Below are 23,752 nucleotides of genomic sequence, written 5' to 3'. Positions count from 1 at the left end.
GGATTGCCGGCCAGCGGCCGGCACTACCCAACCTGCACCCGGCCGCCAGCGAACAAAGCAGAACATCTGCATCTGCGCCGGATGCGATCCGACCGAGTGGTAGCGCCGGCCGCTGGCCGGCTGCTCCGGCCGTTGCGGATTGCCGGCCAGCGGCCGGCACTACCCGGCCTGCACGCGGCGCCGCCAATGCGCGAAACAGAACACCTGCATCACCAGCATGGCCAGCAACCCCAGCGGCCATGCCCACCACAGCCCGGCCAGACCGTGCCGGGACTGCAGCCACATCGCCAACGGCAGCTCCAGCAGCAACACGGCAGCCATGCCCAGCAATGCCGGCAACAGCACCGTGCCGCTGCCGCGCATCACTCCGACCAGCACCGCACTGCCTCCCATCGCCAGCACGCCCCACACCACCGTGCGCAACTGCTGCGTGGCCAGTTCGCGCGGCTCTGCGGCCGCCAGGATCAAACCAGTCAGCCACGGCGCCAGCGCCATCACCAGCAGCACCACGACTGTCAGCATCGCAAGACCCAGCATCACCCCGGTGCGGGCGATGGCGGGCAGCCGTGCCGTACGCCCCGCGCCCATCGCATGCGCCGCGAGGATGGTGGCAGTGATGCCCAGCGACATCGCCGGCAGCTGCACCCAGCTCATCAACTGGTTGACCGCACCGTAGGCGGCCGTGGCCGTGTAGCCATAGCGGTTGATCCAGCCCAGCAATACGATTTCGGCGATGGCCAGGCTGAGCATCTGCAGCGAAGACGGTACGCCGATGCGCAGCATCGCGCGGATGAGCGCGCCGTCGAACCGAATGGCATGCAGCAGCTCGCGCCCCGGTGCCAGGGGATGACCTACCCGATGCCAGCGCCACAGCAACCAACCCAGGGCCAACAGCGAGGCGAACGCCGCCGATACGGCCGCACTGGCCGAGCCCATCCGCGGCAGGCCGGCCCAGCCCAGGATCAGCAGCGGCGTGCACAGCAGGCTGACCACCGTGGCCAGCAGCAGCGCATGCAGCGGCGTTTTGGCATCGCCCACCGCACGGCTCACCGCAGTGGCCAGCCACAGCAGGAAGAACGCCGGTGCCGCCAGCAGCAGAACACGGGCATAGACGATGGATTCGCCGAGGATCGGCGCTGGCGTGCCCAGTGCCGCCAGCAACTGTGGCGCGAAACCGCCGCCGACCGCCATCACCAGCACTGACAACAGCAGAATCAGTGCCACCGCACTGCCGGCCACCGCGCGAGCCTGTTGCGGCCGGCCCGCGCCCCAGGCTTGGCCGATCAGCACCATCGCACCGGTCGCCAGACCCATTACCAGGGCCAGCAGCAGGAAGAAGACAGGGAAGAACGCTGCGGCGGCGGCTACCGCCTGCGTACCCAGCAGATGGCCGAGGTAGATGTTGTCCAGCGTGCCTGCAGCCAGCTGCAATGCGTTGGTCAGCAGCATCGGCAGCAGCAGGGTCAGATAGGTGCGCCAGAGGGGCGGCGCGACCGGGGGGATGGGATGTGCGGGGGTGTCCATGGGGTTCTCTGGGCAAGGCGCTGCCCTGCCCGGCGTTTCCGCCAGCAAAGCAAGCAAAGGGGAGCGGGCGGCCGTGGCCCGCGATCAGGTGGCGCCGCCGCTCAGCAACGGCGCAGTGGCTCAGCCGTCTGCGTGGTCCGAAGAATCATCGAAGGCCAGGCGCAGGGCGTGATTGCGCACATCCTCCGGCCAGCTGCGCAACGCCATTTCCAGGCCCGCCCGGTCGTGCGCGAACAGGACACGGATGGCCTCCTCGAAACCCGGCAGGTCTCCGGCGATGGTCTGCAGGAAGTGATAGGCACGCTCACTGTGGCGGCGCTGCCGGTCCTTGTCGGCACCAGCACGGCTGGCCGCCTCCACCAGCTTGCGCAGCACTATCGAGGCCCCGCCGGGCTGCTCGGCCAGCCACGCCCAGTGGCGCGGCAGCAGGGTCACTTCGCGTGCGACCACGCCCAGCTTGGGGCGGCCGCGGCCACGCGGAGTTGCCGGCGCCTCTTCGGCAGTAACGTCGGCATCCGCCTCGACGGCGGCGGGAAAGGCTTCGACGACCCGCGCCAGCAGTTCTGCGTCACTGCCGCGCGTATCGAAATCAAGGGTGCGGCCGGTAGCGTTGTCGAACACAAGCAGCGGACCGGCAGCGTTGCCGGCGCGCAGCTGTTTCAGCGCAAGCGCAGCCACTTCCGGTGTACCGGAAGCGACCAGGCGGTGGCCGTCGAAGCAACTGAAGGGAGGGAGTCGGGACGCAGGCATGGCAATGGCATCGGAGGTGATGCGCTAATATTGCCCGGGTAATTTGTGTTCGTCAATATTGCCCGGGTATTAATCAGCCGGAAGAGCGTGCCAACCAAGGTTGGCACCCACCTGGAAGGTTGATCCCCACTCGAAAGATCGCCCCCCCCTCCCGATTCGCCGGGTTACAGCCGGCTGTAGGACCAGCTGACCATGCGGCCGTCCTTGTACGGCATCACGCCGTGGAACGGGCGCGGGTCGGCGTCGAACACCAGTGGCAGGAAGTTGCGGTCGCCCTCCCACATCGGCAGCGTATCCAGTTTGTCCAGGTCCACCCACTCCAGCGTGCCTTCATGGTTGCCGCCGTGCGGGGTGCCTTCGAAACTGTCGATGACGAACACGAAGCCCAGCCAGTCCTCGCCATGCTTGCCGAATCCCGGCCAGCTGATGGTGCCGCGCAGCCGCATGCCAGTGCAGTCGATGCCGGCTTCCTCGGCGATTTCGCGGCGCATGCCTGCCGCAACGTCTTCGGTCGGTTCGATCTTGCCGCCCAGCCCGTTGTACTTGCCCAGGTGGTGGTCACCGGGCCGGGTGTTGCGGTGGATCATCAGCACCTGGCGACGATCGGGCGATAGCACGTAGCCCAGGGTGGCGACGATCGGGGTGTACGGCATGGGCAGCATCCAGCGGCAGGTCAGCCGTGGATTATGGCCGATCAGCGCACCAGCGACAGGCGGCGTTCGGCAGCCGCAGTGGCGCCATCAGGATCGCGGCGCAGGGTGGCCACGCCGTGGCCGCGCTCGGCGAGGTATTCCAGCCACTTGCCGAGGAAGGTGTTCATCCGCATGCGGTGGCTGATCAGTTCCGCCGGCGGCGGGTACAGGCCCATGGTGTCCTGCCAGCGACGGCCCACGTAGCAGTGGGTGGTCTCGGCCTGGCGCGCGTCACGGTACAGGCGCACATAGGCTGACGGATCCGGCTCGCCGGTGACCGGGTCGGCCAGATCGTAGGTCAGGCGCAGTTCCACCGTGTAGCGGTGGCACTCGATCACGTCCAGGCGAACATCCAGGCCGTCGCCGATCGAGGAGATGTAGCTGCCCGCCACCAGTCCGGCCGGTTCGAACAGGCGCACCAGGTGACGGTAGTTTTCCGCGTACAGGCCCATGAGCCAGCTCAACCGGCTCAGGCGGGGAATGCGTTCGGTGCGGGGCAAGGCTCGGGCCATGGGTCGATCCTACACGTTGGTGCTTCAACGTGGGGGCGGGATCACCCCGACCAAAGGGGCTCGGTATCGACCAACGGTCGATACCCACCGTGCAGGAGGGTCGATGCCCCCGCGCAGGAGGGTCATCGCCCCGGAGGTAGGCCACGACCGTTGGTCGTGGCGCACGGATCAATACAGCTCGCGCTGCAGCCCCAACGTGGCCAGCACCTTGCTGGAAATCTCCTCGATCGAGGTGTGGGTGGTGCTCAGGGTCGGAATCCGCTCCATCTGGAACATCACCTCGGCCGCGGCCACCTCACGCTTGCAGGTGTCCAGGTTGGCGTAGCGCGAGTTCGGGCGGCGCTCCTGGCGGATCTGCTGCAGGCGGTCCGGGTCGATGGTCAGGCCGAACAGCTTGCGCCGGTAGGCACGCAGGCGCGGCGGCAGGCGGTCGCTTTCCAGATCCTCGTCGGTCAGCGGGTAGTTGGCCGCGCGCACCCCGTAATGCAGGGCCAGGTAGATGCAGGTCGGCGTTTTGCCGGCGCGCGAAACCGCCACCAGGATCACGTCGGCATCGTCGTAGTTCACCGCGATGCCGTCGTCATGGGTCAGGGCGAAGTTCATCGCATTGATGCGGCGGTGGTAGGTGTCGAAGTCCACCATGCCGTGGGCCTGGCCAACCCGGGCAAGGCGCGGGCTGGCCAGTTCACGCTCCAGCGGCTCGATGAACGGTGCGAACACGTCCAGCATCAGCGCCCCGCTGTCGGCCAGGATCAGGCTCAGGCTCTGGTCCACGCAGGAGTTCACCACGATCGGCCGGACCTGGTACCGCTCCCCCGCCGCCTGGATCCGGGCACAGGCTTCACGCGCTTTTTCGGGGTCGTCGACAAACGACATGCGGTCGGTAATGAAGCTGAACCCGGAGAACTGGGTGAGCAGGCTATGTCCAATGGTTTCAGCGGTGATACCGGTTCCATCGGAAACGTAGAACACCGGGCGGATGGTCGACATGCGCGCTTTTACCCCCTACGAAGCTTAAAAAGGCCGCCAGCACAAGCTTGTGCCGACAGTGGTCTGCCCGGCATCATATCGGCTTCTTCCTACGGACGCGGCCACTCAGCCCGCCTCGGGCGATGGCCAAACGGAGCATCGCGCTTGAACGAGAACATCCTGTGGTTGCACGAACTGCGTCTGGCCGATCTGGCCCGCGTAGGCGGCAAGAATTCGTCCCTGGGCGAGATGATCGGCAACCTGGCCGGTCTGGGCGTTTCGGTGCCGGGCGGTTATGCCACCACCGCTGAAGCCTTCAAGGACTTCATCGCGCACAACGACCTGTCCAAGCGCATCTTCGACAAGCTGGCCACGCTGGACGTCGAGGACGTCAACGCGCTGACCGCCGCCGGCAAGGAAATCCGCAGCTGGGTGATCGATGCGCCGCTGCAGCCGCAGCTGGACCAGGACATCCGCACCGCCTACGCCAAGCTGAGCGCCGACAACGGCGGCGGCGACGTGGCCGTGGCCGTGCGTTCGTCGGCCACCGCCGAGGATCTGCCGGATGCCTCCTTCGCCGGCCAGCAGGAAACCTTCCTCAACGTCACCGGTGCCGACGATGTCGTGCACAAGGTCAAGGAAGTGTTCGCCTCGCTGTACAACGACCGTGCCATCGCCTACCGCGTCCACCACGGCTTCAAGCATGAGGACGTGTTCCTGTCCGCCGGCGTGCAGCTGATGGTGCGTTCGGGCGTCGGTTCCTCCGGCGTGCTGTTCACCCTGGACACCGAGTCCGGCTTCCGCGACGTGGTGTTCGTCACCTCTTCGTTCGGCCTGGGCGAAATGGTCGTGCAGGGTGCGGTCAATCCGGACGAGTACTACGTCTACAAGCCCACCCTGCAGGCCGGCAAGCCGGCGATCCTGCGCCGCTCGCTCGGCAGCAAGGCGATCCGCATGGTGTATTCGGATGTTCCGGGTGAGCGCGTCAGGATCGAGGACACCCCGGTCGAACTGCGCAACACCTTCTCGATCAGCGACGAGGACGTGCAGGAACTGTCCAAGCAGGCGCTGGTCATCGAAAAGCACTACGGCCGCCCGATGGACATCGAGTGGGCCAAGGACGGTGTCAGCGGCAAGCTGTTCATCGTGCAGGCGCGCCCGGAAACGGTGAAGTCGCGCAGCCACGCCACCCAGATCGAGCGCTTCGCGCTGACCGAAAAGGGCGGCAACGTGCTGGCCGAAGGCCGTGCCGTCGGCGCCAAGATCGGCTCGGGTGTGGCCCGCGTGGTGAAGACGCTGGACGACATGAACCGCGTGCAGCCGGGCGACGTGCTGATCGCCGACATGACCGATCCCGATTGGGAGCCGGTGATGAAGCGCGCTTCGGCCATCGTCACCAACCGTGGTGGCCGCACCTGCCACGCCGCGATCATCGCGCGCGAGCTGGGCGTGCCCGCCGTGGTCGGTTCGGGCAACGCCACCAAGGTCATTGAAGATGGCCAGCTGGTCACCGTCAGCTGCGCTGAAGGCGATACCGGCTTCATCTACGAAGGCAAGCTCGGCTTCGAGCGCACCACCACCGATCTGGGCAACATGCCGCCGGCCCCGCTGAAGATCATGATGAACGTGGCCAACCCGGAACGTGCCTTCGACTTCGGCCAGCTGCCGAACGCCGGCATCGGCCTGGCCCGCCTGGAAATGATCATCGCCAGCCACATCGGCATCCACCCGAACGCACTGCTGGAATACGACCGCCAGGACGCGGCGACCAAGAAGAAGATCGATGAGAAGATCGCCGGCTACGGTGATCCGGTCAGCTTCTACGTCGACCGCCTGGCCGAAGGCATCGCCACCCTCACCGCCTCGGTTGCACCGAACCCGGTGATCGTGCGCCTGTCGGACTTCAAGTCCAACGAGTACGCCAACCTGATCGGCGGCAGCAACTACGAGCCGCACGAAGAGAACCCGATGATCGGCTTCCGCGGCGCCAGCCGTTACGTCGACCCGAGCTTCTCGGCCGCCTTCGCGCTGGAGTGCAAGGCCGTGCTGCGCGTGCGCAACGAAATGGGCCTGGACAACCTGTGGGTCATGATTCCGTTCGTGCGCACCCTGGAAGAAGGCCGCAAGGTCGTCGAGGTGCTGGAACAGAACGGCCTGAAGCAGGGCGAGAACGGCCTGAAGATCATCATGATGTGCGAAGTGCCGTCCAACGCACTGCTCGCCGATGAGTTCCTGGAGATCTTCGACGGCTTCTCGATCGGCTCCAACGACCTGACCCAGCTGAGCCTGGGCCTGGACCGCGACTCTTCGATCGTTGCGCACCTGTTCGACGAGCGGAACCCGGCAGTGAAGAAGCTGCTGTCGATGGCGATCAAGGCAGCACGTGCCAAGGGCAAGTACGTTGGCATCTGCGGCCAGGGCCCGTCCGATCACCCGGATCTGGCCGAATGGCTGATGCAGGAAGGCATCGAGTCGGTGTCGCTGAACCCGGACACCGTGGTCGATACCTGGCTGCGCCTGGCCAAGCTGAAGGCCAACGGCTGATGCCGTGATGGCCACGGGCTGACGTCGTGTTCATCGGCGTCGGCCGATACTGCTGCTGCATGCAAGCCCCGCCTCTGCGGGGCTTCGTGTTTCTGGCGTGCACGCACGCCCTGCCCCACGCAGACACCGTTTCTCAGCAAAGGACTTCCGCATGATCGCCGCAGCAGCACCCGCCGCCCCCGCCGCAACGCCCTGGTTCCACTCGCTCGACTGGGAACGCCTGCTGGAAACCTACGGCGTGCCGTTGCTGGCCGCGATCGTGGTGCTGCTGGTGGGCCTGTGGGTGGCACGTCGCTTGTCCAATGCAATGCCGCGCGCCACTGCGCGCATGGGTGTGGACCCCATGCTGGGAAGCTTCCTGCGCAACGTGGTGTATGCCGCCTCACTGGTGATCGTGGTGGTGCTGGCCATCGGCACGCTGGGCGTGCAGATCACCCCGCTGCTGGCCGTGCTCGGCACCGCTGGCCTGGCGGTCGGTCTGGCATTGAAGGATTCGCTGTCCAACATCGCCTCGGGCGTGATGCTGGTGACGCTGCGACCGTTCCGCGTGGGCGATGTGGTCACCGTGGCCGGCCAGACTGGCACGGTGCGCGAAGTGCGCATCTTCCAGACCGTGCTTACCGGCGCCGACAACCAGCACACCACCATTCCGAACACGCTGATCACCGCCGCGCCGATCATCAACCTCACCGCCGAGCCGACGCGCCGCGTCGAACTGGTGATCGGCATCGGCTACGAAGACAACATCCAGCTGGCACGCGACACCGCGCTGGCGCTGATGAAGGCCGACCCGCGCGTGCTGCAGACCCCCGCACCGGACGTGGTGGTCTACGAGCTGGGCGCACACGCCATCAACCTCGGCATCCGCTGCTACGTGAAGTCGGCCGACTGGTTCGGCACCAAGGTCACGCTGCTGGAGCAGCTGAAGCTGGGCTATGACAAGGCCGGCATCAACATCCCGTACCCGCAGCAGGACATGCACCTGTACCTGCATGGAAAGGATGGCGGTGTGGTCGAGGCCGATGCGCTGGTGCGCGACAAGCCGTGATCCATGCCGGTAGTGCCGACCAACGGTCGGCACCCACCCATCGGCGATACGACATTGAAATGCCGGCCAGCGGCCGGCACTACCCTGCCCCGCGCACCCTGGTAGTGCCGGCCGCTGGCCGGCAGCCTCCAGAATCAGGCAGCGACGCTCTCTTCCAGCGCCGGGTAATCAGTGAAACCCTCCGCGCCACCGCCAAAGAACGTGGCGCGATCCGGCGGATTCAGCGCCGCACCCGTACGCAGGCGCTCGGGCAGATCCGGGTTGGCGATGAACGGCCGGCCGAAGCCGATCAGGTCAGCCCAGCCTTCGGCCAGTGCCTGCTCGGCGCGCTCGGCGGTGTACTTGCCGGCGTAGATCAGCGTGCCCGGGTAGACCATGCGCAGCGCCTGCTTGAACGCCACCGGCATCGGCGGTGCATCGTCCCAGTCGGCCTCGGCAATGTGCAGGTAGCCCACCCCCATCTCACCGAGCAGGTGTGCGGCAGCCAGATAGGTCGCCTGCGGCGTATCGTCCACCGCCCCCTGCAGCGTAGTCAGCGGCGCCAAGCGCACGCCCACACGCTCGCCACCGGCAACCTCGACCACCGCCTGCACGACCTCGCGCAGGAAGCGCAGACGGTTCTGCAGCGAACCACCGTAACGATCGGTGCGCTGGTTGGCCTGTGAGTCGATGAACTGGTTGATCAGGTAGCCGTTGGCGCCGTGCAGTTCCACACCATCAAATCCTGCGGCCAGCGCATTGCGCGCAGCCTGCGCGTAGTCGGCGACGATGCCCGGAATCTCGTCCTCGCGCAGCGCGCGCGGCATCGAATGCTGGATCATCTCGCCCACACCGGCTTCGGGGCCCGCCCCTGTCGGGTCGACGAACACTTTCACGCCTTCGGCGAGCAATGCCGAGGAAGACACCGGCGCCGCGCCATCGGGCTGCAGGGCCACATGCGAGACACGGCCGACGTGCCACAGCTGGGCGTAGATGCGGCCACCGGCGGCGTGCACCGCATCGGTCACCTGCCGCCAGCCCTGCACCTGCTCGGCGCTGTGGATGCCCGGGGTCCAGGCATAGCCCTGGCCCTGCTGGCTGATCTGGGTACCTTCGCTGACGATCAGGCCGGCGCTGGCGCGTTGCGCATAGTAGGCGGCCATTTCCGCGGTGGCGACGTTGCCATCGGCGGCGCGCGAGCGGGTCATCGGCGGCATCACGATGCGGTTGGGCAGCGTCAACGCACCCAGGCGGTGGGGGGTGAACATCATGGCGGCAATCTCTTGCGGGGGGAGTGCCGCAAAGGATGGGGATGCCGGCTGCCAGGCAACAGGCATGCACTGGCAAAACAATTGTTCCCTCGAGGCAAGGATCACCCGCCACGAGGGCTCATCCACGCATGGCGTGGCTCTACTCCAGCCTTGGCTCGATCCTTACCGCACCATGCGCCACGCGGTCATAGCAGGCGCGCACCACATCCTCACCGTACTTGCGCTCCAGCCGGCGCACGATGAAGTGGCCGCGCGCCATGTCCTGGTAGTAGTCGGTGAACATGGTATTCAGTGTTGCACCGGCGGCAGCACCGACGATCGGCACCGCCTGTGCGGCGAATTTCTCGGTGACCACCACGCCGAAGCGCGCCGCCACCTTTTCCACCATCTTCGCCAGCAGCTTTCCAGCTTCCTTCGGTGCCACGCCCAGGGTCAGGTCGCGGCCGGTCACCACACGCCCAGCCAGTTCGGCCGAAAGATGCCGCATCACGTCGGTGGTGAAGCCACGGGCCAGGTAGTAGCCGGTCTCGCTGGCGTCGTCGCGCGGCGAGTTGCCACCGAGCGCGAACACCTCCAGGCACGCCTGCCGGGTGCTGAACTCGGACAGGTCGAAGCCCTCGCTGCGGGCCACGTCGGCCACGGCACGCATCATGATGGTGGTCGACACCGGCAGTTCGATGAACAAGGCCGCGAAACCAAAGGCCCCGCCGACCGCCCCCGAGGTGGCTGCCGCCAGCTTGTGCCAACGGGTCGACGCTCCCTTGCCGGGCGAGTTGTCCATGCTCCACAGCGCCGCCTGCGCGGACTTGGATAGCGCCGCCTGCACCGCACCGTGTATGCGGCCGGAGACCGCCTTGGGCAGCGCCTTCACCGCGAACTCCAGCGGCGTGCCGACCAGGTTGGCCATGCGCGCGGTGAGGGTCGGCGCTTCCAGCAGGGCCACCGCCCGCTGCAGGTCAGACCAGTCGCGGGCGTCGTGGGCAATATCGCGGGGGAGCAGGATGGGCTCGTTCATGGCGCCGATCTTAGCGCCAGGGAGTTGAACGGTTCGTCGCGAGGCACGACAGAGGGGTCAGAGCCCTTGCCGCGGGAAAGGGGTTCGGCCCCGACGCCTTGCCGGCCAGCGGCCGGCACTACCAGTTCGCGTGTCACCCGGTCGCGCCGGGCCTTGCCCGGCGTTGTTGTTCAGGCCGTGGGCAAGCCCGACAGCGCGCCCATGAACTGGCGGTAATGGCGCAGCTCGGCGATCGAGTCGTGCACGTCGCTCAGCGCGGTGTGGTTGCTGTTCTTGCCGACGCCGGCGGCCACGCTCGGCGCCCAGCGCTTGGCCAGTTCCTTCACCGTGGACACGTCCAGGTTGCGGTAATGGAAGTACTTCTCCAGGCGCGGCATCTGGCGGTGCAGGAAGCGGCGATCCTGGCAGATCGAGTTGCCGCACATCGGCGAAAGGCCGGCCGGGATCCACTGCGCCAGGAAGTTCACCGTCTGCGCCTCGGCCTGGCCGAGGGTGGTGGTGCTGTCCACCACGCGCTGCCACAGGCCCGAACGACGATGCTGGTTGCGGTTCCACTCGTCCATCGCCTCCAGCGTTTCCAGCGGATGATGGATGGCGAATTCCGGACCTTCGGCCAGTACGTTCAGCTGGGCGTCGGTGACCACGGTGGCGATCTCGATGATCGAATCGTTGTCGGTGTCCAACCCGGTCATTTCCAGGTCGATCCAGATCAGTCGTTCGTTGGCCGCGCCGGTGTCCGCCATTGTGTCGCCTCGTTGCTGGGCAGGCGCGCGGCCTACCGGTGAAGGAAAGAGGCGCCCATCATACCCGTTCGCCCCTCAGCCCTCGCCGACGTGGTCTTCCAGCAGCAGCGGCGGCTTGCCACGCTTGGCGCGGAAATAATTGGTCAGGCGCGTACTGGCTTCCTTGGCCAGCACCCCCCCGTGGATCTCGACCCGGTGGTTGTGGCGGGCATCGCCGAGCAGGTCGAACACGCTGCCGCACGCACCGGTCTTGGGGTCGCTGGCGCCGTAGACCAGGCGCGAAACGCGCGCATGCACGATCGCCATCGCGCACATCGCGCATGGCTCCAAGGTCACGTACAGCGTGCTGCCAAGCAGGCGATGGTTGGCGAGCAGCTTCCCACCGGCCCGCATGGCCACGATCTCGGCATGCGCACTGGGGTCGTGCGAGGCAATGTTGAGGTTCCAGCCCTCGCCCAGCAGCTGGCCGTCGGCGCCCACCAGCACCGCCCCGACCGGAATCTCGTCGAACTCACGCTGCGCGCGCTCGGCCAGGGCCAGTGCATGGCGCATCCAGTGTTCATCGGCGTCATGCACCGGTACACCCAGGACATCGGTCATGGCGGTTCTCGCTTTTCAACTGGGCCAGGATGGCCGCCGGGGGCGCATTGTACGCCCGGGGCCGTGCAGGCGCCGCTAGCGCGCGTCGAAGCGCTCGCGGGCCGCATCGAGCGCCGGGAAGTTGTGCTCGGCCCAGCGATCCAGGGCGGACAGCGTCTCGACCAGGCCGCGCGCGACCTCGGTCAGGCGGTACTCCACATGCAGTGGTTTGCTGCCCCGGTCACACCGCTCGACCAGCCCATTGCGCTCCAGCTGGCGCAGGGTCTGGGTCAGCACCTTCTGCGAGATGCCTTCGATCTTCCGCAGCAACGCGCCGTTGCGAAGCGGGCCCTGCGCCAATGCCGGCAGCAGCAGCATCACCCACTTGCCTGAAATCAGCGCAAGCGCATCGCGTGCCGAACAGTCGGCGGCATAGACATCCCCGGGAAAGGCCATGGTTACCTCAAGGTGCGTAATTGCCGGCGCATGCCGGCACCGCGAGGATGGTCGCACACTCCTCGAACACCTCGCCCCATGCGCGCCCTGATCCTGCTTGCCCACCCCGAGCCCCGCTCCTTCAATGCACATCTGGCCGCTCAAGCCGCCGAGCAACTGCGGCATGACGCGCTGCAGGTGGACGTGGTCGACCTGTATGCGGAGGGCTTCGATCCGCTGGAAGCGGCTGACCACCATCCGCATCGCCTGCATCCCGGCCACTTCGACGCCCAACGCGAACAGCGGCACAGCGCCGAGCAGGGCCAGCTGCCCGTCGATGTGCAACGTCACCTGAAACTGCTGCGGGCCGCAGATCTGCTGATCCTGCAGTTCCCGCTGTGGTGGTTCGCGGCGCCGGCCATCCTGAAGGGCTGGCTGGATCGCGTACTGGTGTACGGGCCGATGTACAACAGCCGCCTGCGTCACGAGCACGGAGCGATGCGCGGCAAGCGTGCGTTGCTGAGCGTCACCACCGGCTCATCGGCACGGGCCTGCGCAGTCGACGGCCGCGAGGGAGATACCCGGTTGCTGCTGTGGCCCTTGATGTACAGCCTGCGCTACGTCGGCTTCGACGTGATGGAACCGCACGTGGTGCACGGCGTGCGTTCCGGGCTGGCACCGGAGCGCGTGCAGGCCCACGACGAGGCACTCGCTGCAGCAACCCACCACTACCGCGAACGCCTGGCGCAATGGCCGCAGTGGCCCACCGTGCCCTTCAACGACAGCAGCGATTTCGAGGACGGCATTGCGCTGCGCGCGGAGGCCACTACCTACAGCCCCTTCATCCGCCATCGCAACGCCGGATGAATCCACATCTGCGCGCTGGATCGGGACGCGCCATACTACGCACTCTTTGCAAGCACCTTGGCGAACCCATGACCACCCTCCGCCCCTCTCGCGCCGACGACGGCGCCGCTCTTGTCGACCTCTGGCGCCGCGCCGTCGACGCCACCCACGACTTCCTCAGTGCCGAAGACCGCCAGGCCATCGATGCCGAAGTCGCCGGTTTCCTGCCGCAGGCGCCGATGACCATTGCTGTCGATGCGCAGGATCGGCCGCTGGGCTTCATGCTGATCGATGGCACGCACATAGAAGCGCTGTTCATCGATCCGGACGTACGTGGCACCGGCATCGGCCGGCAACTGCTGCAGCGCGCACTGGCCCAGCATCCGCAGCTGAGTACTGACGTCAACGAACAGAACGCACAGGCGGTCGGCTTCTACCTGCGCATGGGCTTCGTCGAAACCGGACGTTCACCGCTGGATTCGCAAGGCCGTCCCTATCCGCTGATCCACCTTCGGCACAACGGCTGACATCCGTCGGCAGCAGCCACGTGCTAGCGTGGCTGCTTTCGACCAAGGAATGCCGCATGGATGGTGCAAAAGCCCTGTTGACCCTGTTTGCGCTGGGCATCAGCCTGGTCTGGATCCTGGTGCCGTTCGCCATCTTCGCCGTGCGCAACCTGCTGCGTGAAGTACTGGTCGAGCAGCGCCGTACCAATGAACTGCTTGAACACATCGGCGGTTACCGCATTCCGAAGCCGCAACCCGAACCGACCGTCTGGCGCGCGCCCTGAGCAGAAACGTGCCAGGCCCGGATCAGGCCGTCGCCTCGAAGGCCGGTGAGTACTGCACTTCGCCCTGTGCCAACGGAGGCTGCAGGCAAAGTGCCTGGAAGTACTCTGGCGGCACACCCGGCAGCACCAGGCCCGGCTCGGCACAGAAGCCGAAGCGACCGTAATAGGCCGGCTCGCCCAGCAATACACAGCCATGTGCGCCCTGCTGACGCAGTGCTTCAAGTGCGGCATGCATCAGGGCCGCGCCGATGCCCTGCCCCTGCCAGGCGGGCAATACCGAAATCGGCCCCAGGCCAAACCAGCCCGTGCTGCCATCGCTGATCGTCACCGGCGACACCGCCACATGGCCGATCACCTTCCCGTCCATCTCGGCCACCAGCGAAACGCTCAGCTCCCCGCGCGCGCGCAGGGCGTCGACGATGAACTGCTCGGTACGGCTGCTGTGCGCAGCGTTCCGGAATGCGGCCTCGGTGAGTGCATGGAGGGTGGCGTGATCATCAATGGCTTCGGCACGGATGGTGTAGTTCATGGCGTAATGCTCGCTTGCGTGAGAGTCGCGTGAATTGGCGACCGTTGTCACAAATTGGCGGCGAAATGTCGAACGCGAAGCGCAATCGCCTGGCCAACCCCGAATCGCCTGTGCCGCAATCGATTCGGCGACGCTCCCGAACGCTGAATGCGTCAAAATTCCGTCACCGACACCTTGCCGTAGCTGGCGCCAGGTTTCCAGAACACTCCATAATCGATAAACCTGTCACCAGGGAAGGATATATGGACACGGACGCACGATGCAGGATGCCGCCATGGATGTAGCCACGCCGACACGCGATGGACGCCATCTGGTACCGATGGGCCTCTTGATGGCGCTGACGGCCTGCTCGCCTTACGCGGACGCAGAGCGTGACGTCGCCGCAGGTGGACGCGGCCTGGCCAAGCTCAACCCGTCACCGCAGCAGGGCTACGAGCTGGTGCTGACACTGAAAGACGCGCCGGGCCCGTTCGCAATGGTCGAGGGCGTGGCCCAATACGACGCCAGCAACTATGCAGCGTGTGGACGGATCGTGCCTGCAACGGGCACTGCGGGCCGCATCACCAGCCAGGAACCTATCGCGCTGCGCCAGGTGGGCGAGAACGAGTACCGCGGCACGTTCTACCTCGACCGCATGCAGGACGAGGACTACTACGGACGTGGCGTCTGCCATTGGATGCTGACGGGTGTCGGTGCGATGTTGCGTGCGACTGGCGACACCGCAAATACCCGCTTTCTGACGTTTCTCAAAAAGGATCGCATGGACGCAGGTTCACCGTTGACTCTCCACTATCCGAAGGTTGCCTATCCTCGCGCGGCGCTTGCTGCCAATTACCCTGCCAGCGGCAGGGAGAGTCCGTCGGAGTACAAGGAAGAGCTGCGCGACGCGCTGTTCTCAACCACAACCACTGTGCGGCAGCTCTCGCCGTGAGCTGCCAGTGCCACATTTCCCCCTACACACCAGGAGGCCGACATTGCGCCACAAGATGATCCCGTGCCTTGCTCTGCTTCTACTGACCGCCTGCAACCCGGAGACCGCCATGAACCAGGAACGTGCCGCTGCTGAAGCCGATGTCGCCCAGGGTGGGCGCGGCCTCGCCAAGCTCAACCCCAGCCCGCGCAAGGCCTATGAACTGGTATTGCGCCTGAAGGATGCACCCGGCGACTTCGCACTGGTCAAGGGCGTAGCGCAGTACGACGTCACCAACGAGGATCAGTGCGGCCACATCGAGCCGGCCACCGGCACAGCTGCACGTATCACCAGCCAGGAACCGGTGGAGCTGCGCAAGGTCGCTGAGGGCGAGTACCGCGGCACGCTATATGTGGACCGCATGCTGGATGAGGACTACTACGGTCGTGGCGTCTGCAAGTGGGAGTTCACCGGTGCCGGGGCAATGCTGAAGGCGACGGGTGCCGAAGAAGAGACCCGCTTCCTCACCTTCGTCGACGCCAAGCCGCTGACCGAAGGTGGCGCCCATACGCTCTACTATCCGGATCTGGTCTATCCGAAGGCAGATCGCGTTCCCAACTTCCCAGCCAGTGGCGAGCCCGATCGCAGCAACTACGCCGCTGATCTGCAGGACAAGCTGTTTACGATCACCCTCTCCGCAAGTGAGGTCGCGCCGTGACCATCACCTCTCAGGACTACGCCGCGTTATCCAATGACGCCTACAAGGATCGGGCCGTCGGCCGACGTGAACCCGGCCAAGAAGAAAAAGTCACGTTAAACGGCCATGAGTACAAGATACTTGAGCATGTCAACAATCGTCTCAACGGCTATCAGGGCACCGTCTATCAGCGCGTAGACACCAAAGAGATCGTCATTGCGCATCGTGGCACCGAGCAGATCGCTCGCGATGCGATTCTGACCGACGGCGGCATGGTGGTTGCGCGCACCAACGTGCAGGCGCCTGACGCGATTGCTTTGACACAGAGGACGCTCGAAGGCGCCGCGCTTCAATCCCGCTTGAACGGTGTGCCCGCGCCCCAGGTCACCGTCACCGGTCACTCCCTCGGCGGCGCTCTTGCCCAGATCACCTCGCACCACTTCAACGTCAAGGGCGAAACCTTCAATGCCTACGGCGCGGTCAGCCTAAGCTATCGCATTCCGGAAGGCGGCAACACCATGATCAACCACGTCATGGCCTCCGATCCGGTCAGCGCCGCGTCACCGCATTTCGGCCAGGTACGCATCTATGCCAAGCCCGACGAGATCAAGACGCTCGCGGCAAACGGCTTCAGCAATCACGCCCTGCGTGATCTGATTCCGGACCGCCCGATCATCGCGGCCACCAGCTCGTTCGGTGCGCACAAGCTGGGCAACTTCCTCAACGAAGGCTCGGTGCTGAAGCACCCGGAAACGCAGAAGCTGGCGAAAGACAACGCCAAGATGATCGAGGAGTATCGCGACGACGTCGAGTCACTGCGTCGCGGCGTCACCCGCGCTGCACGCGGCATCCCGGGCGGCGCCATCGATCTGTACGACCACATCCGCGGCCCGCTGCAGCCCGGTGAACCGGCACGCCGCGAAGCGGAGAAGAACGGCCATCACACCAGCATGCTGCGCATGGACGATGCCAACCATCTGGGCAACCCGCTGTTCAACGACGCGATCCGCGGCGTGCACGCACATGACGTGCGCGTTGGCCGCGTGCCGGACGTGATGAGTACGCAGCTGGCGGGCAGCCTGGCGGCGGAGATGCACGCTGCAGGCGGCAAGCGCATCGACGAAGTGGTGATGAACGCCGATGCCTCGCGCAGCTTCGCCGTGCAGGGCCAGGGCGGTGACCCCGCCCACCTTCGCGTGTCGGTGGATACGGCAGTGGCGATGAACACGCCACTGGAACAGAGCAGCCAGCGCATCGACCAGCAGGCTGCAGGCCAGCGCCTTGCGCTGGAGCGCGACCAACAGCTGGAACAGCAGCAGCATCAGACCCGCAGCCTGCAGGCCTGATGGACAGCGCGGGAGCCGGTCATTCCGGCTCCCGCTTCAGCACTGCGCCTCAGGGGCTGGTGGTCGCGACCGGCGCAGATGCACTGGCGGTCACGAACAGATCCGGCCCGGAATCCGGGAAGCCGCCGCAGGCGCGATCGCCCGGCGCGACCGGATCACACGGCCACTGGCTGCGCGGGACCTTGTCGCGCAACTCGAAGCGATCGCCGGTCCAGACCACGAAGGCAAGATGCTCGCGGTTCCAGTCACTGAACGCACGCGCCCCACCCTTCGGCACCGTCTCCGGATACTGCACGAACCAACGCATGGCCGGCCCGAACTGCAGCTTGCTGTGATCCAGCGTGATCCTGCCCCCACGCGCCAGCTGGCGTGCGCGATCCGCCTCGGTCACCTGTGGCATGGCCGGCATCGCCTCGGCGGTAACATCCCTCGGCGGCGCATCGCCACGCACCTGGTACACACGCTGGCCCACATAGGCCTCGCGGCAGCTACCCGCTGGCACACGTACCGGCTCCGCGCTGAACTCATCGCGGTTGGCGACCTGGTCGCTGCAGGTGAACGGCGCGGACACCAGGTAGAACGTGCTGTCGGCGTCGCGCCCTTCCAGCGAGCGCACCCAGACGTCGCCCATCCGCACGATGAAGTCCGGGCGCTGGCCGTACCCAGGCACCGCCTTGAACCAGGCCTTCTGCTGTACCTCTCGCTCGCGCCAGTTGCGCGGCAGGTGGATGTCCTGCTCGGGCAGCGCAACCAGCAGAGCGGCCAGATGCGCCGGCATGGTGCCCTGGCAGGCGCCGGTCAGCAGGTCGCCCTGGGTCGCCAGTCGCCCGGCCAGATCCACCGGGCAGCGGGCACCGAGCGCCCGCTCGGTCGCCCGCTCGGGCGACAATGGCACGATGGCCAATGCGGGCGGTGCGGGTGATACCGCCGGAACGGTTGGCTCGGCGGTAGCAGGCGGTGCCGTTCCTGCGGGCGCATCAGCGATCGCCTGTGCCGCGGCGGGCGTTTCCGCGACGGGCGGCGCTGTCTCCTGAGCCTGTGCCGAGGCTGCGGCAAGTCCAAGTGACAGCAGCCAGAGCGGCGGCAGGCGGCGCGCGGATGCATTGCAGCGGGCCGCGGCCTGCCGGGCATTCAAGGGAACGATTCGCATGTGGTGTCCTTACGGGTGGGTATCCATGTCGGCGCCACAGGGCGCCACGCGTCGTACGCAAAACAACGGCGGGCACCCTGCCCGCCGGCATCAAGTGCTACAGGGATCGGGAACGCTGCTCCTGCTCGCGGGCGAGCGCGGCCGTCGGATCCTGCTGCGCAACGCTGGCCGCCAACTGCTGGCTGCTCTGCGCCAGTGGCTGCTGGGAGGCCTGCTCCCGGTCAACAGACGCACGCAGCATGGCCGGATCACCCAGCGCGCCCTGCACTGCAAACAGCGTACGGCCGTCGTTGCCCGCCAGCAGATGATCGATGCGCGACAGGCCGGCCTTCTGCGCCCCCAGCGCCAATGCGCCAGCGGTATTGTCGAGCTCCTGTGCACTGCGCAGTCCACTTTGTGGCCCCATCTGCTGCAGGTGCCGGCGCGCATCCTCGAACAATGCGTTGCCGGGCTCACCGGCATGCGACATGTCGCGTGCAACGGTCTGCGCCGGCGCACCGACTTCGCCGCGATCCAGTCGCGCCATCACGTCCGGCGTCAACTTCTGCTGCCAGACCTCAAATCGTTGCCGGCGCGCCTCGATGCCATTGAGCGCGCCGTTGAGCGCATAAGTTGCTTCGCGCACATCATGGCGCGCCCCCTCCGGCACCCGTGTCTGCCACTGCCATACGGCAATACGGCCTGCGTGCTCGGGCTGCGCTGCCAGCTCCGGTTGATTCACCAGGTCCAGATCCAGCGCCTTGCCGGCACGCTCGTAATTCTCCTTGCCGACCAATGGCAGATAGCCGCGGCCGTGGTACTTCAGCGCGTCACCAGGCGCGTCGTTGCCCATGCGCCCGCCGTACATCAGCTCAGCCAGGTTTCCCGGGCGACCACGCAGCGCTTCCTGGCGGGCGCTCTCCAACGCGGCGTTGCCATTGCGCCACGCAGCCTCCACCGGGATCTGCGAGATTCCCCGGGTGAAGTTGAAGCTCTCGTTGAGCCGGCTCAAGCCGCGCGACTCGTGCCCTGCCTGGGCCATGAAATTGGCCAGTTCAAGCGGGGAGTCGATGCCGGCTTTGGTCGCCTGTCGCAACAGCTGCGACTCTCTATCGGTCGACACAGTGCAACTCCTGAATCTTCATCAGCGCGGATTCCCTTCCGCCGGTTGGAGCTTGGCTCATGGAAGCGACACCTCGGCAACACTGGATGGGTCGAAGTCCTCGAACCTCACCCTGCCCAGCTCCGCCGCCGAGTAATCCCGGATATTGGTCGCTTCGGTCTCGATATCCACGACCTTGCGTCTCACCCCGTCAACCCAGCAGGCCTTGTCCGCGGGCGCATAGCGGAACCGGTAGGTGCTGCTCCAGCGCTCGCGGCTACCGCCGTTGGTGATCACGCTGAAGGTGCCCTTCTCGACCATTGCATACGCAAAAGGGTCGCCGGCCAGGCCACCTCGGGTGGAACACGGCACCAGCTTGTCGTTGCGCGCGGCCAGCTGCCAGCGCCCGCGCCCATCACCGCGCAGCAACAGCAGCACCCGGTTTGGCCCGTGCTGGCCGGGCACCAGCCCTTCCGGCGTCGGCTGGTCGATGACCAGCAGCTGATACTCGATGCCATCGCCGTTGAGTTCGCCCCTTACGGCTTCCAGCAGGTTCGCACCGGACGGAACAAATGCCAGGGCATCGTCCATGTGTGCGCCAACCCTGTCTTCCATCCCCTCCCACTCCTTCAATGTGGTCATGCCGATACCCGCCTCCCTGCCCAGCCGGAACGCGTTCCGGCTTATCCGCGCCTGCGCGGACAGGAATCATAGCCTTGCGTACGGCAAGACCGCGATGATGGCGAGCGTCACCCGACGCAGGGGCTGACAGCGTCCTCATTGGACGGAAGAACCCCTGCATTCGGCGGCACTGGCGCGTCATTTTCATGACGCGTGGGGAGCTTACCGCGAGGCGTTCTGCCGCGTCGAAGTACGAGGAAATCGAAAAGCGGAATTGATCACAGAAAACGGGGCTTAGCGTGAATGGCGCCTTACCTGATGAACAGATCCGCCGTGCAGGCCGTTCTGGCGATCCCGCATTGTCCCTGCGGCAGCTGCTTCCATGCCGCCTTCGCGTTGCATTGCTGCATCGCGACAATGACCGCCCCCTGTTCGGACATGGCGGTGGCAACGCTGGTGGTTTCAGTGCCCAGACCCGCGTGTGCGACTGCCACGCATTGCGCCTGGAACAGGGTCGCCAACGTGCATTCGCCCTGCCCGAACTCCCTGCACTCCTTCATGGAAGCACGCTTGGCCTTGCCCCGCGAACGCATCGAGTTGCTGATGAAGGTATCGCCGCGGGCATCCATTGCCACGCCGCGCACGGTCTGCGCCCAGTTGGGGCGATTGTTGTACGGGGAGCCTGAGCTGCTCACCGGAATGGGCGCACAGCCCTGTACACCCTGACCACCGATGGGATACATGCCCTGCGGGCAGTTGCCTTCGGCAAGCGCGGTGAACGGCAGCAGGCCTGCAATCAGCAGGCACGGGAGAAAAGCGAGGTGGATTCGTTTCATGGGGAGACCCATTCCTTTGCCCATTGTGAGAGGTGGGACGACCTGAGCGGACGATCGTTGCCCACTGTCGATGCTGGAGCCAAGAGAACAAACGGAGCTGCGCCCAAACACATGAAGCTTTCCGCCGCCATCGCGAGTTACAGTCCTCGTATGCAACCTGACACGCCCATCCACCGGTGTCGACGCACGACTGCTGGGCAAACTTCCGCGCTTCGGCGGCGTCCTCGGCGCTGGCCAGCAGGTCCGGGTTCGCGGGCAGTTCCCACTGCTCCAGGAACCGGGGCATACCCGCCAACCCCTTGATCGCCGATGGGTACTGGCCCGCAGGGCATTGGCCCTCCGCACAGGCGTTGCTGGCAACAAGTAATGCAGCAAACAGCAGAGCAGAAATTACGAAAGCTGAATCACCGCGCAAAGATCTGAAGTCGGCCCTTGCCTTGAATCTCCGTGTGATGTCACAACCGATCAGTCTTGCTGGAAGAAAGGCTTGGTACAGTCAGAATGGAAAACGGAGCAAGCCTGACTTCCCAAGTCCTTGCAGTCCTTGGTTGCCCGCTCCTGCGCTTGTTCTTTCGTCGCCCCGGTGTTGAATCTCATGCCATTGTCCGGTCGTGCAGCCCGGACAACCGCATAGCACTGGTTGTAGTAGGTAAAAACGACTGTGCAGTCGGTAGCTCCGCCCTGCCGGCATCGCTCGACGGCTTGGCGCTCTGCCGAAGCCTTGGCCTGATGCCCAGTGGCAGAACCTGCATCTCCTCCAGGCGAGCTGGCGACAGCACCCCATGTCTTGACCCAGTACCCGGGATTCTCCTGCGGGGCGCTCTGAGCCGCGCCGGGTATGGGTGCGCAGCCACCAACGCCCTGGCCGCCAATCGGGTACTGGCCCCCAGGGCAACGACCTTCGGCATTGGCATTTTCAGTAACGACGAGCACGGCAAACGCCAACGTCAAAAACCCAAGAAATGTTACCCAAATGCTCGAATCCGGCCATTGCCAAGACTTTTGGGACATCACTGTTGATCACTCGGTGGTCTGATGCTCCGCACCCGTCATCTTCCTTGAAGCCTTCCGCAGTGCTTCAAGCGACATCCAAAGAACGGGAGGCAACATGATTCGCCATATCAGCCCTCCTGAAAGAAGGGCTTGGTGCAGTCCGAGTGGACGAACGTGCACTCCTGGCTTCCCGAATTCCGACAATCCTGCGTCGCCCTTTCCAGCGCCTGTTCCTTGGTAGCACCCGCGTTGAACATCGTTCCATTGTCCGGCCGGCCGGTTCTGATGGACGCATAGCACTGGTTGTAATAGGTGTACAGAACCTTGCAATCAGTTGCTCCCCAGTGACCGCAGCGCTCGATCGCCTGTCGCTCGGCCGAGGCCTTGGCCTGATGGCCAGTCGATGCACCCGCATCGCCATTCATGGATCCCGCAACGGCTCCCCACGTCTTAACCCAGTGCCCGGGATTCTCATCAGGCGCGCTCCGGCCTGCCCCAGGGATGGGAGCACAGCCGCCCACTCCCTGATCGCCGATCGGATACTGGCCCGGCGGGCAGCGACCTTCTGCTAACGCAGAATTGATGTATGCAGAACCCATAAACACGAAAGACAAGCAAAGATATTTCAGAAAACCGTTGGCGCTCATCGTCAGTCCAGCCTCTAATTTCCTTGATTGGCGTTCGCCGCGCCACGTTGACCAGGTGTGGTTCCTCCCGCCCCGCCCGTGCCGTCAAACACTCGGCCCAGACTGTTCTGAGGATTTGCTGCATTGTGGCCCGACGCGGCCTCCGGAGCCGCCGGCGGCGGAGCCGACATGCCCGGCGGACGACCATCGGCACTCGGCGAGGCACTGGCACCACCGCCTATCTGCGAATATGCCATGAAGGTGCCCAGGGTGCCCTGGAAGAACATCGCTGCCATTGGGGGTGTAGTCAGGATCAACGCGGTGAGGATCAGGCCCATGCCTCCCTGCTGCATCGCCTGGCTGGTCATGCCGTCGGACATGCTTTCCTTGAGGATGAATTCCTGCACCAGCGCTGTGGTCCAGAAAGTGGCCGCCACACGTACCACCATGTCCAGTGCGATGGAAACCATCGCTGCAAGTACGGCCATGGAGAACATCGTGCCGATGCCGTAGAACAGCCAACGTTGGAACAACTGCTTGGTCTGGTCGAACAACAGGCAGAGGATGAACAGGGGGCCAAAGCCGATGAACAGCGCCATGGCGATTTCATACAGCATCAGCATCGCACCAGCGGTGATGGCTGGACCTGCGGTGCCCATGCCGATGAAGAACAGTGCCCGCTTCTTGTCCTCCAGCAGCTCCCCGTCATTCATGATCTGGATGGCGTCGATACTGGAAAGCGCCACCTGCATCCATGCCAGGCTCTTGTCGATCTGAGCTTCGGGTGACTCGTTCGAGCCTGTCACGACCTTCGTGATTTCTGCCTTGACGTCGTGGGTGAGGAAGCTCTGAAGGTTGGTGCCGAAAGCGCCCATCGTGGTGGCCGCGCTGACGATCAACGCCGCACGCGCCATATTGGTCACCAATACCATCATTGAGTCCCGGCTGCGGCCGGTCACGATGCGGAAGCCCTGCACCAGCACCCACAGGGTCATGAGCGTGAGGGCGATGCCGCCGACCCACTGCATCATTTCCCCCATCATGTCGATGCCGAACTTGTTTATCTTGCTTCGCAGGAAGTCGAAGATGAACTTGAAGAACACGAAATCCCCGATCGATTGGACACGTGCAACGTGCCCCATCAAATCCTGGAATCCGCCATTGAAATCAAAATTGGCAATCGACCTGATCATTTCCGCAATCCCTTGATGTATCCCTACCGGACAACCTCGTGGAGCGGGTGCCTATGCACCTGCCCCAAGCGGC

Annotated in this window: 25 protein-coding genes; 8 read left to right on the top strand and 17 right to left on the bottom strand. The window is 65.3% G+C overall.

Annotated features, from left to right (window positions below):
• Positions 1-159: 159 nt before the first annotated feature.
• The 5 genes from JLDANKMP_RS09310 to JLDANKMP_RS09290 form a co-directional block, all read right to left on the bottom strand.
• Positions 160-1,524, bottom strand: coding sequence for an MATE family efflux transporter (locus tag JLDANKMP_RS09310; RefSeq protein WP_212560943.1), 1,365 nt, complete (start codon positions 1,522-1,524; stop codon positions 160-162).
• A gap of 120 nt (positions 1,525-1,644) precedes the next feature.
• Positions 1,645-2,274, bottom strand: a complete 630-nt coding sequence (locus JLDANKMP_RS09305) for a DUF2239 family protein (protein ID WP_212560942.1) — start codon at positions 2,272-2,274, stop codon at positions 1,645-1,647.
• A gap of 164 nt (positions 2,275-2,438) precedes the next feature.
• Positions 2,439-2,927 (bottom strand): 8-oxo-dGTP diphosphatase, encoded by a 489-nt coding sequence (locus JLDANKMP_RS09300; RefSeq protein ID WP_005410095.1) that lies wholly within the window; start codon positions 2,925-2,927, stop codon positions 2,439-2,441.
• A gap of 41 nt (positions 2,928-2,968) precedes the next feature.
• Positions 2,969-3,478, bottom strand: a complete 510-nt coding sequence (locus JLDANKMP_RS09295) for a DUF1249 domain-containing protein (protein WP_032966899.1) — start codon at positions 3,476-3,478, stop codon at positions 2,969-2,971.
• A 168-nt stretch (positions 3,479-3,646) separates the two neighbouring features.
• A complete protein-coding gene (locus JLDANKMP_RS09290) occupies positions 3,647-4,468 on the bottom strand; it encodes a pyruvate, water dikinase regulatory protein (protein ID WP_049444639.1) in 822 nt (273 codons plus the stop codon).
• Positions 4,469-4,612: 144 nt separating this feature from the next.
• Here JLDANKMP_RS09290 and ppsA point away from each other — a divergent pair, with 144 nt between their 5' ends.
• Complete coding sequence (gene ppsA / locus JLDANKMP_RS09285) at positions 4,613-6,991, top strand: phosphoenolpyruvate synthase (protein WP_044570462.1); 2,379 nt, start codon at positions 4,613-4,615, stop codon at positions 6,989-6,991.
• Positions 6,992-7,142: 151 nt separating this feature from the next.
• Positions 7,143-8,039, top strand: coding sequence for a mechanosensitive ion channel domain-containing protein (locus JLDANKMP_RS09280; RefSeq protein WP_005410099.1), 897 nt, complete (start codon positions 7,143-7,145; stop codon positions 8,037-8,039).
• Between the two features lie 134 nt (positions 8,040-8,173).
• Here JLDANKMP_RS09280 and JLDANKMP_RS09275 read toward each other — a convergent pair whose 3' ends face one another.
• The 5 genes from JLDANKMP_RS09275 to JLDANKMP_RS09255 all read right to left on the bottom strand — a co-directional run bounded on the left by JLDANKMP_RS09275 (position 8,174) and on the right by JLDANKMP_RS09255 (position 12,082).
• Positions 8,174-9,289, bottom strand: a complete 1,116-nt coding sequence (locus JLDANKMP_RS09275; protein WP_212560941.1) for an alkene reductase — start codon at positions 9,287-9,289, stop codon at positions 8,174-8,176.
• 139 nt (positions 9,290-9,428) lie between these two features.
• Positions 9,429-10,304, bottom strand: coding sequence for an EcsC family protein (locus tag JLDANKMP_RS09270; RefSeq protein WP_005413826.1), 876 nt, complete (start codon positions 10,302-10,304; stop codon positions 9,429-9,431).
• Positions 10,305-10,474: 170 nt separating this feature from the next.
• The gene (gene orn, locus JLDANKMP_RS09265) at positions 10,475-11,047 is read right to left on the bottom strand and encodes an oligoribonuclease (protein WP_005413827.1); all 573 of its coding nucleotides are present in this window, start codon (positions 11,045-11,047) and stop codon (positions 10,475-10,477) included.
• Between the two features lie 75 nt (positions 11,048-11,122).
• On the bottom strand, positions 11,123-11,647 hold the full coding sequence (gene tadA, locus JLDANKMP_RS09260) for a tRNA adenosine(34) deaminase TadA (RefSeq protein WP_005410103.1): 525 nt from the start codon (positions 11,645-11,647) through the stop codon (positions 11,123-11,125).
• Between the two features lie 75 nt (positions 11,648-11,722).
• Positions 11,723-12,082, bottom strand: coding sequence for a helix-turn-helix domain-containing protein (locus JLDANKMP_RS09255; RefSeq protein WP_005410104.1), 360 nt, complete (start codon positions 12,080-12,082; stop codon positions 11,723-11,725).
• A 78-nt stretch (positions 12,083-12,160) separates the two neighbouring features.
• Between JLDANKMP_RS09255 and JLDANKMP_RS09250 the strand changes: the two genes are divergently transcribed.
• From JLDANKMP_RS09250 to JLDANKMP_RS09240, 3 genes are all read left to right on the top strand, one after another.
• Complete coding sequence (locus JLDANKMP_RS09250) at positions 12,161-12,928, top strand: NAD(P)H-dependent oxidoreductase (RefSeq protein WP_212560940.1); 768 nt, start codon at positions 12,161-12,163, stop codon at positions 12,926-12,928.
• Positions 12,929-12,996: 68 nt separating this feature from the next.
• Complete coding sequence (locus tag JLDANKMP_RS09245; RefSeq protein WP_212560939.1) at positions 12,997-13,434, top strand: acetyltransferase; 438 nt, start codon at positions 12,997-12,999, stop codon at positions 13,432-13,434.
• 56 nt (positions 13,435-13,490) lie between these two features.
• On the top strand, positions 13,491-13,697 hold the full coding sequence (locus JLDANKMP_RS09240) for a hypothetical protein (protein WP_005410107.1): 207 nt from the start codon (positions 13,491-13,493) through the stop codon (positions 13,695-13,697).
• 22 nt (positions 13,698-13,719) lie between these two features.
• On the opposite strand, the gene JLDANKMP_RS09235 is transcribed toward JLDANKMP_RS09240, so the two are convergent.
• On the bottom strand, positions 13,720-14,226 hold the full coding sequence (locus JLDANKMP_RS09235; protein ID WP_012480627.1) for an N-acetyltransferase: 507 nt from the start codon (positions 14,224-14,226) through the stop codon (positions 13,720-13,722).
• Between the two features lie 274 nt (positions 14,227-14,500).
• Between JLDANKMP_RS09235 and JLDANKMP_RS09230 the strand changes: the two genes are divergently transcribed.
• From JLDANKMP_RS09230 to JLDANKMP_RS09220, 3 genes are read left to right on the top strand one after another with little or no spacing between them, the layout of a single operon-like run.
• Entirely contained in the window at positions 14,501-15,157 is a 657-nt protein-coding gene (locus tag JLDANKMP_RS09230; protein ID WP_249336833.1) for a hypothetical protein, read from the top strand.
• Positions 15,158-15,200: 43 nt separating this feature from the next.
• Positions 15,201-15,854: a hypothetical protein gene (locus JLDANKMP_RS09225; protein WP_005413833.1), complete on the top strand. Its 654-nt coding sequence runs from the start codon at positions 15,201-15,203 to the stop codon at positions 15,852-15,854.
• Complete coding sequence (locus JLDANKMP_RS09220) at positions 15,851-17,179, top strand: XVIPCD domain-containing protein (RefSeq protein ID WP_005410111.1); 1,329 nt, start codon at positions 15,851-15,853, stop codon at positions 17,177-17,179. The genes JLDANKMP_RS09225 and JLDANKMP_RS09220 overlap by 4 nt, the downstream gene beginning before the upstream one ends.
• Positions 17,180-17,228: 49 nt before the next feature.
• Here the strand turns inward: JLDANKMP_RS09220 and JLDANKMP_RS09215 are convergent, their stop codons facing one another.
• The 6 genes from JLDANKMP_RS09215 to JLDANKMP_RS09185 all read right to left on the bottom strand — a co-directional run bounded on the left by JLDANKMP_RS09215 (position 17,229) and on the right by JLDANKMP_RS09185 (position 23,679).
• Positions 17,229-18,329 (bottom strand): hypothetical protein, encoded by a 1,101-nt coding sequence (locus JLDANKMP_RS09215; RefSeq protein WP_212560937.1) that lies wholly within the window; start codon positions 18,327-18,329, stop codon positions 17,229-17,231.
• 97 nt (positions 18,330-18,426) lie between these two features.
• The gene (locus tag JLDANKMP_RS09210; RefSeq protein ID WP_099588500.1) at positions 18,427-19,431 is read right to left on the bottom strand and encodes an XVIPCD domain-containing protein; all 1,005 of its coding nucleotides are present in this window, start codon (positions 19,429-19,431) and stop codon (positions 18,427-18,429) included.
• A gap of 57 nt (positions 19,432-19,488) precedes the next feature.
• Positions 19,489-20,025 carry a hypothetical protein gene (locus tag JLDANKMP_RS09205; RefSeq protein ID WP_005410114.1) on the bottom strand — a complete coding sequence of 179 codons (537 nt, stop codon included), beginning with the start codon at positions 20,023-20,025 and terminating at the stop codon, positions 19,489-19,491.
• 317 nt (positions 20,026-20,342) lie between these two features.
• Positions 20,343-20,879: a DUF4189 domain-containing protein gene (locus tag JLDANKMP_RS09200; RefSeq protein WP_249336832.1), complete on the bottom strand. Its 537-nt coding sequence runs from the start codon at positions 20,877-20,879 to the stop codon at positions 20,343-20,345.
• A 1,109-nt stretch (positions 20,880-21,988) separates the two neighbouring features.
• On the bottom strand, positions 21,989-22,507 hold the full coding sequence (locus tag JLDANKMP_RS09190; protein WP_223846428.1) for a DUF4189 domain-containing protein: 519 nt from the start codon (positions 22,505-22,507) through the stop codon (positions 21,989-21,991).
• A 14-nt stretch (positions 22,508-22,521) separates the two neighbouring features.
• Positions 22,522-23,679, bottom strand: coding sequence for a type IV secretion system protein (locus tag JLDANKMP_RS09185; RefSeq protein ID WP_099484038.1), 1,158 nt, complete (start codon positions 23,677-23,679; stop codon positions 22,522-22,524).
• Positions 23,680-23,752 lie beyond the last annotated feature (73 nt).

The sequence above is a fragment of the Stenotrophomonas sp. PE591 genome, from assembly GCF_018320795.1.
Taxonomy (GTDB): domain Bacteria; phylum Pseudomonadota; class Gammaproteobacteria; order Xanthomonadales; family Xanthomonadaceae; genus Stenotrophomonas; species Stenotrophomonas maltophilia.
The sequence above is the reverse complement of the archived record's forward strand: the minus strand, read 5'-3'. Positions and strand labels throughout refer to the sequence as shown.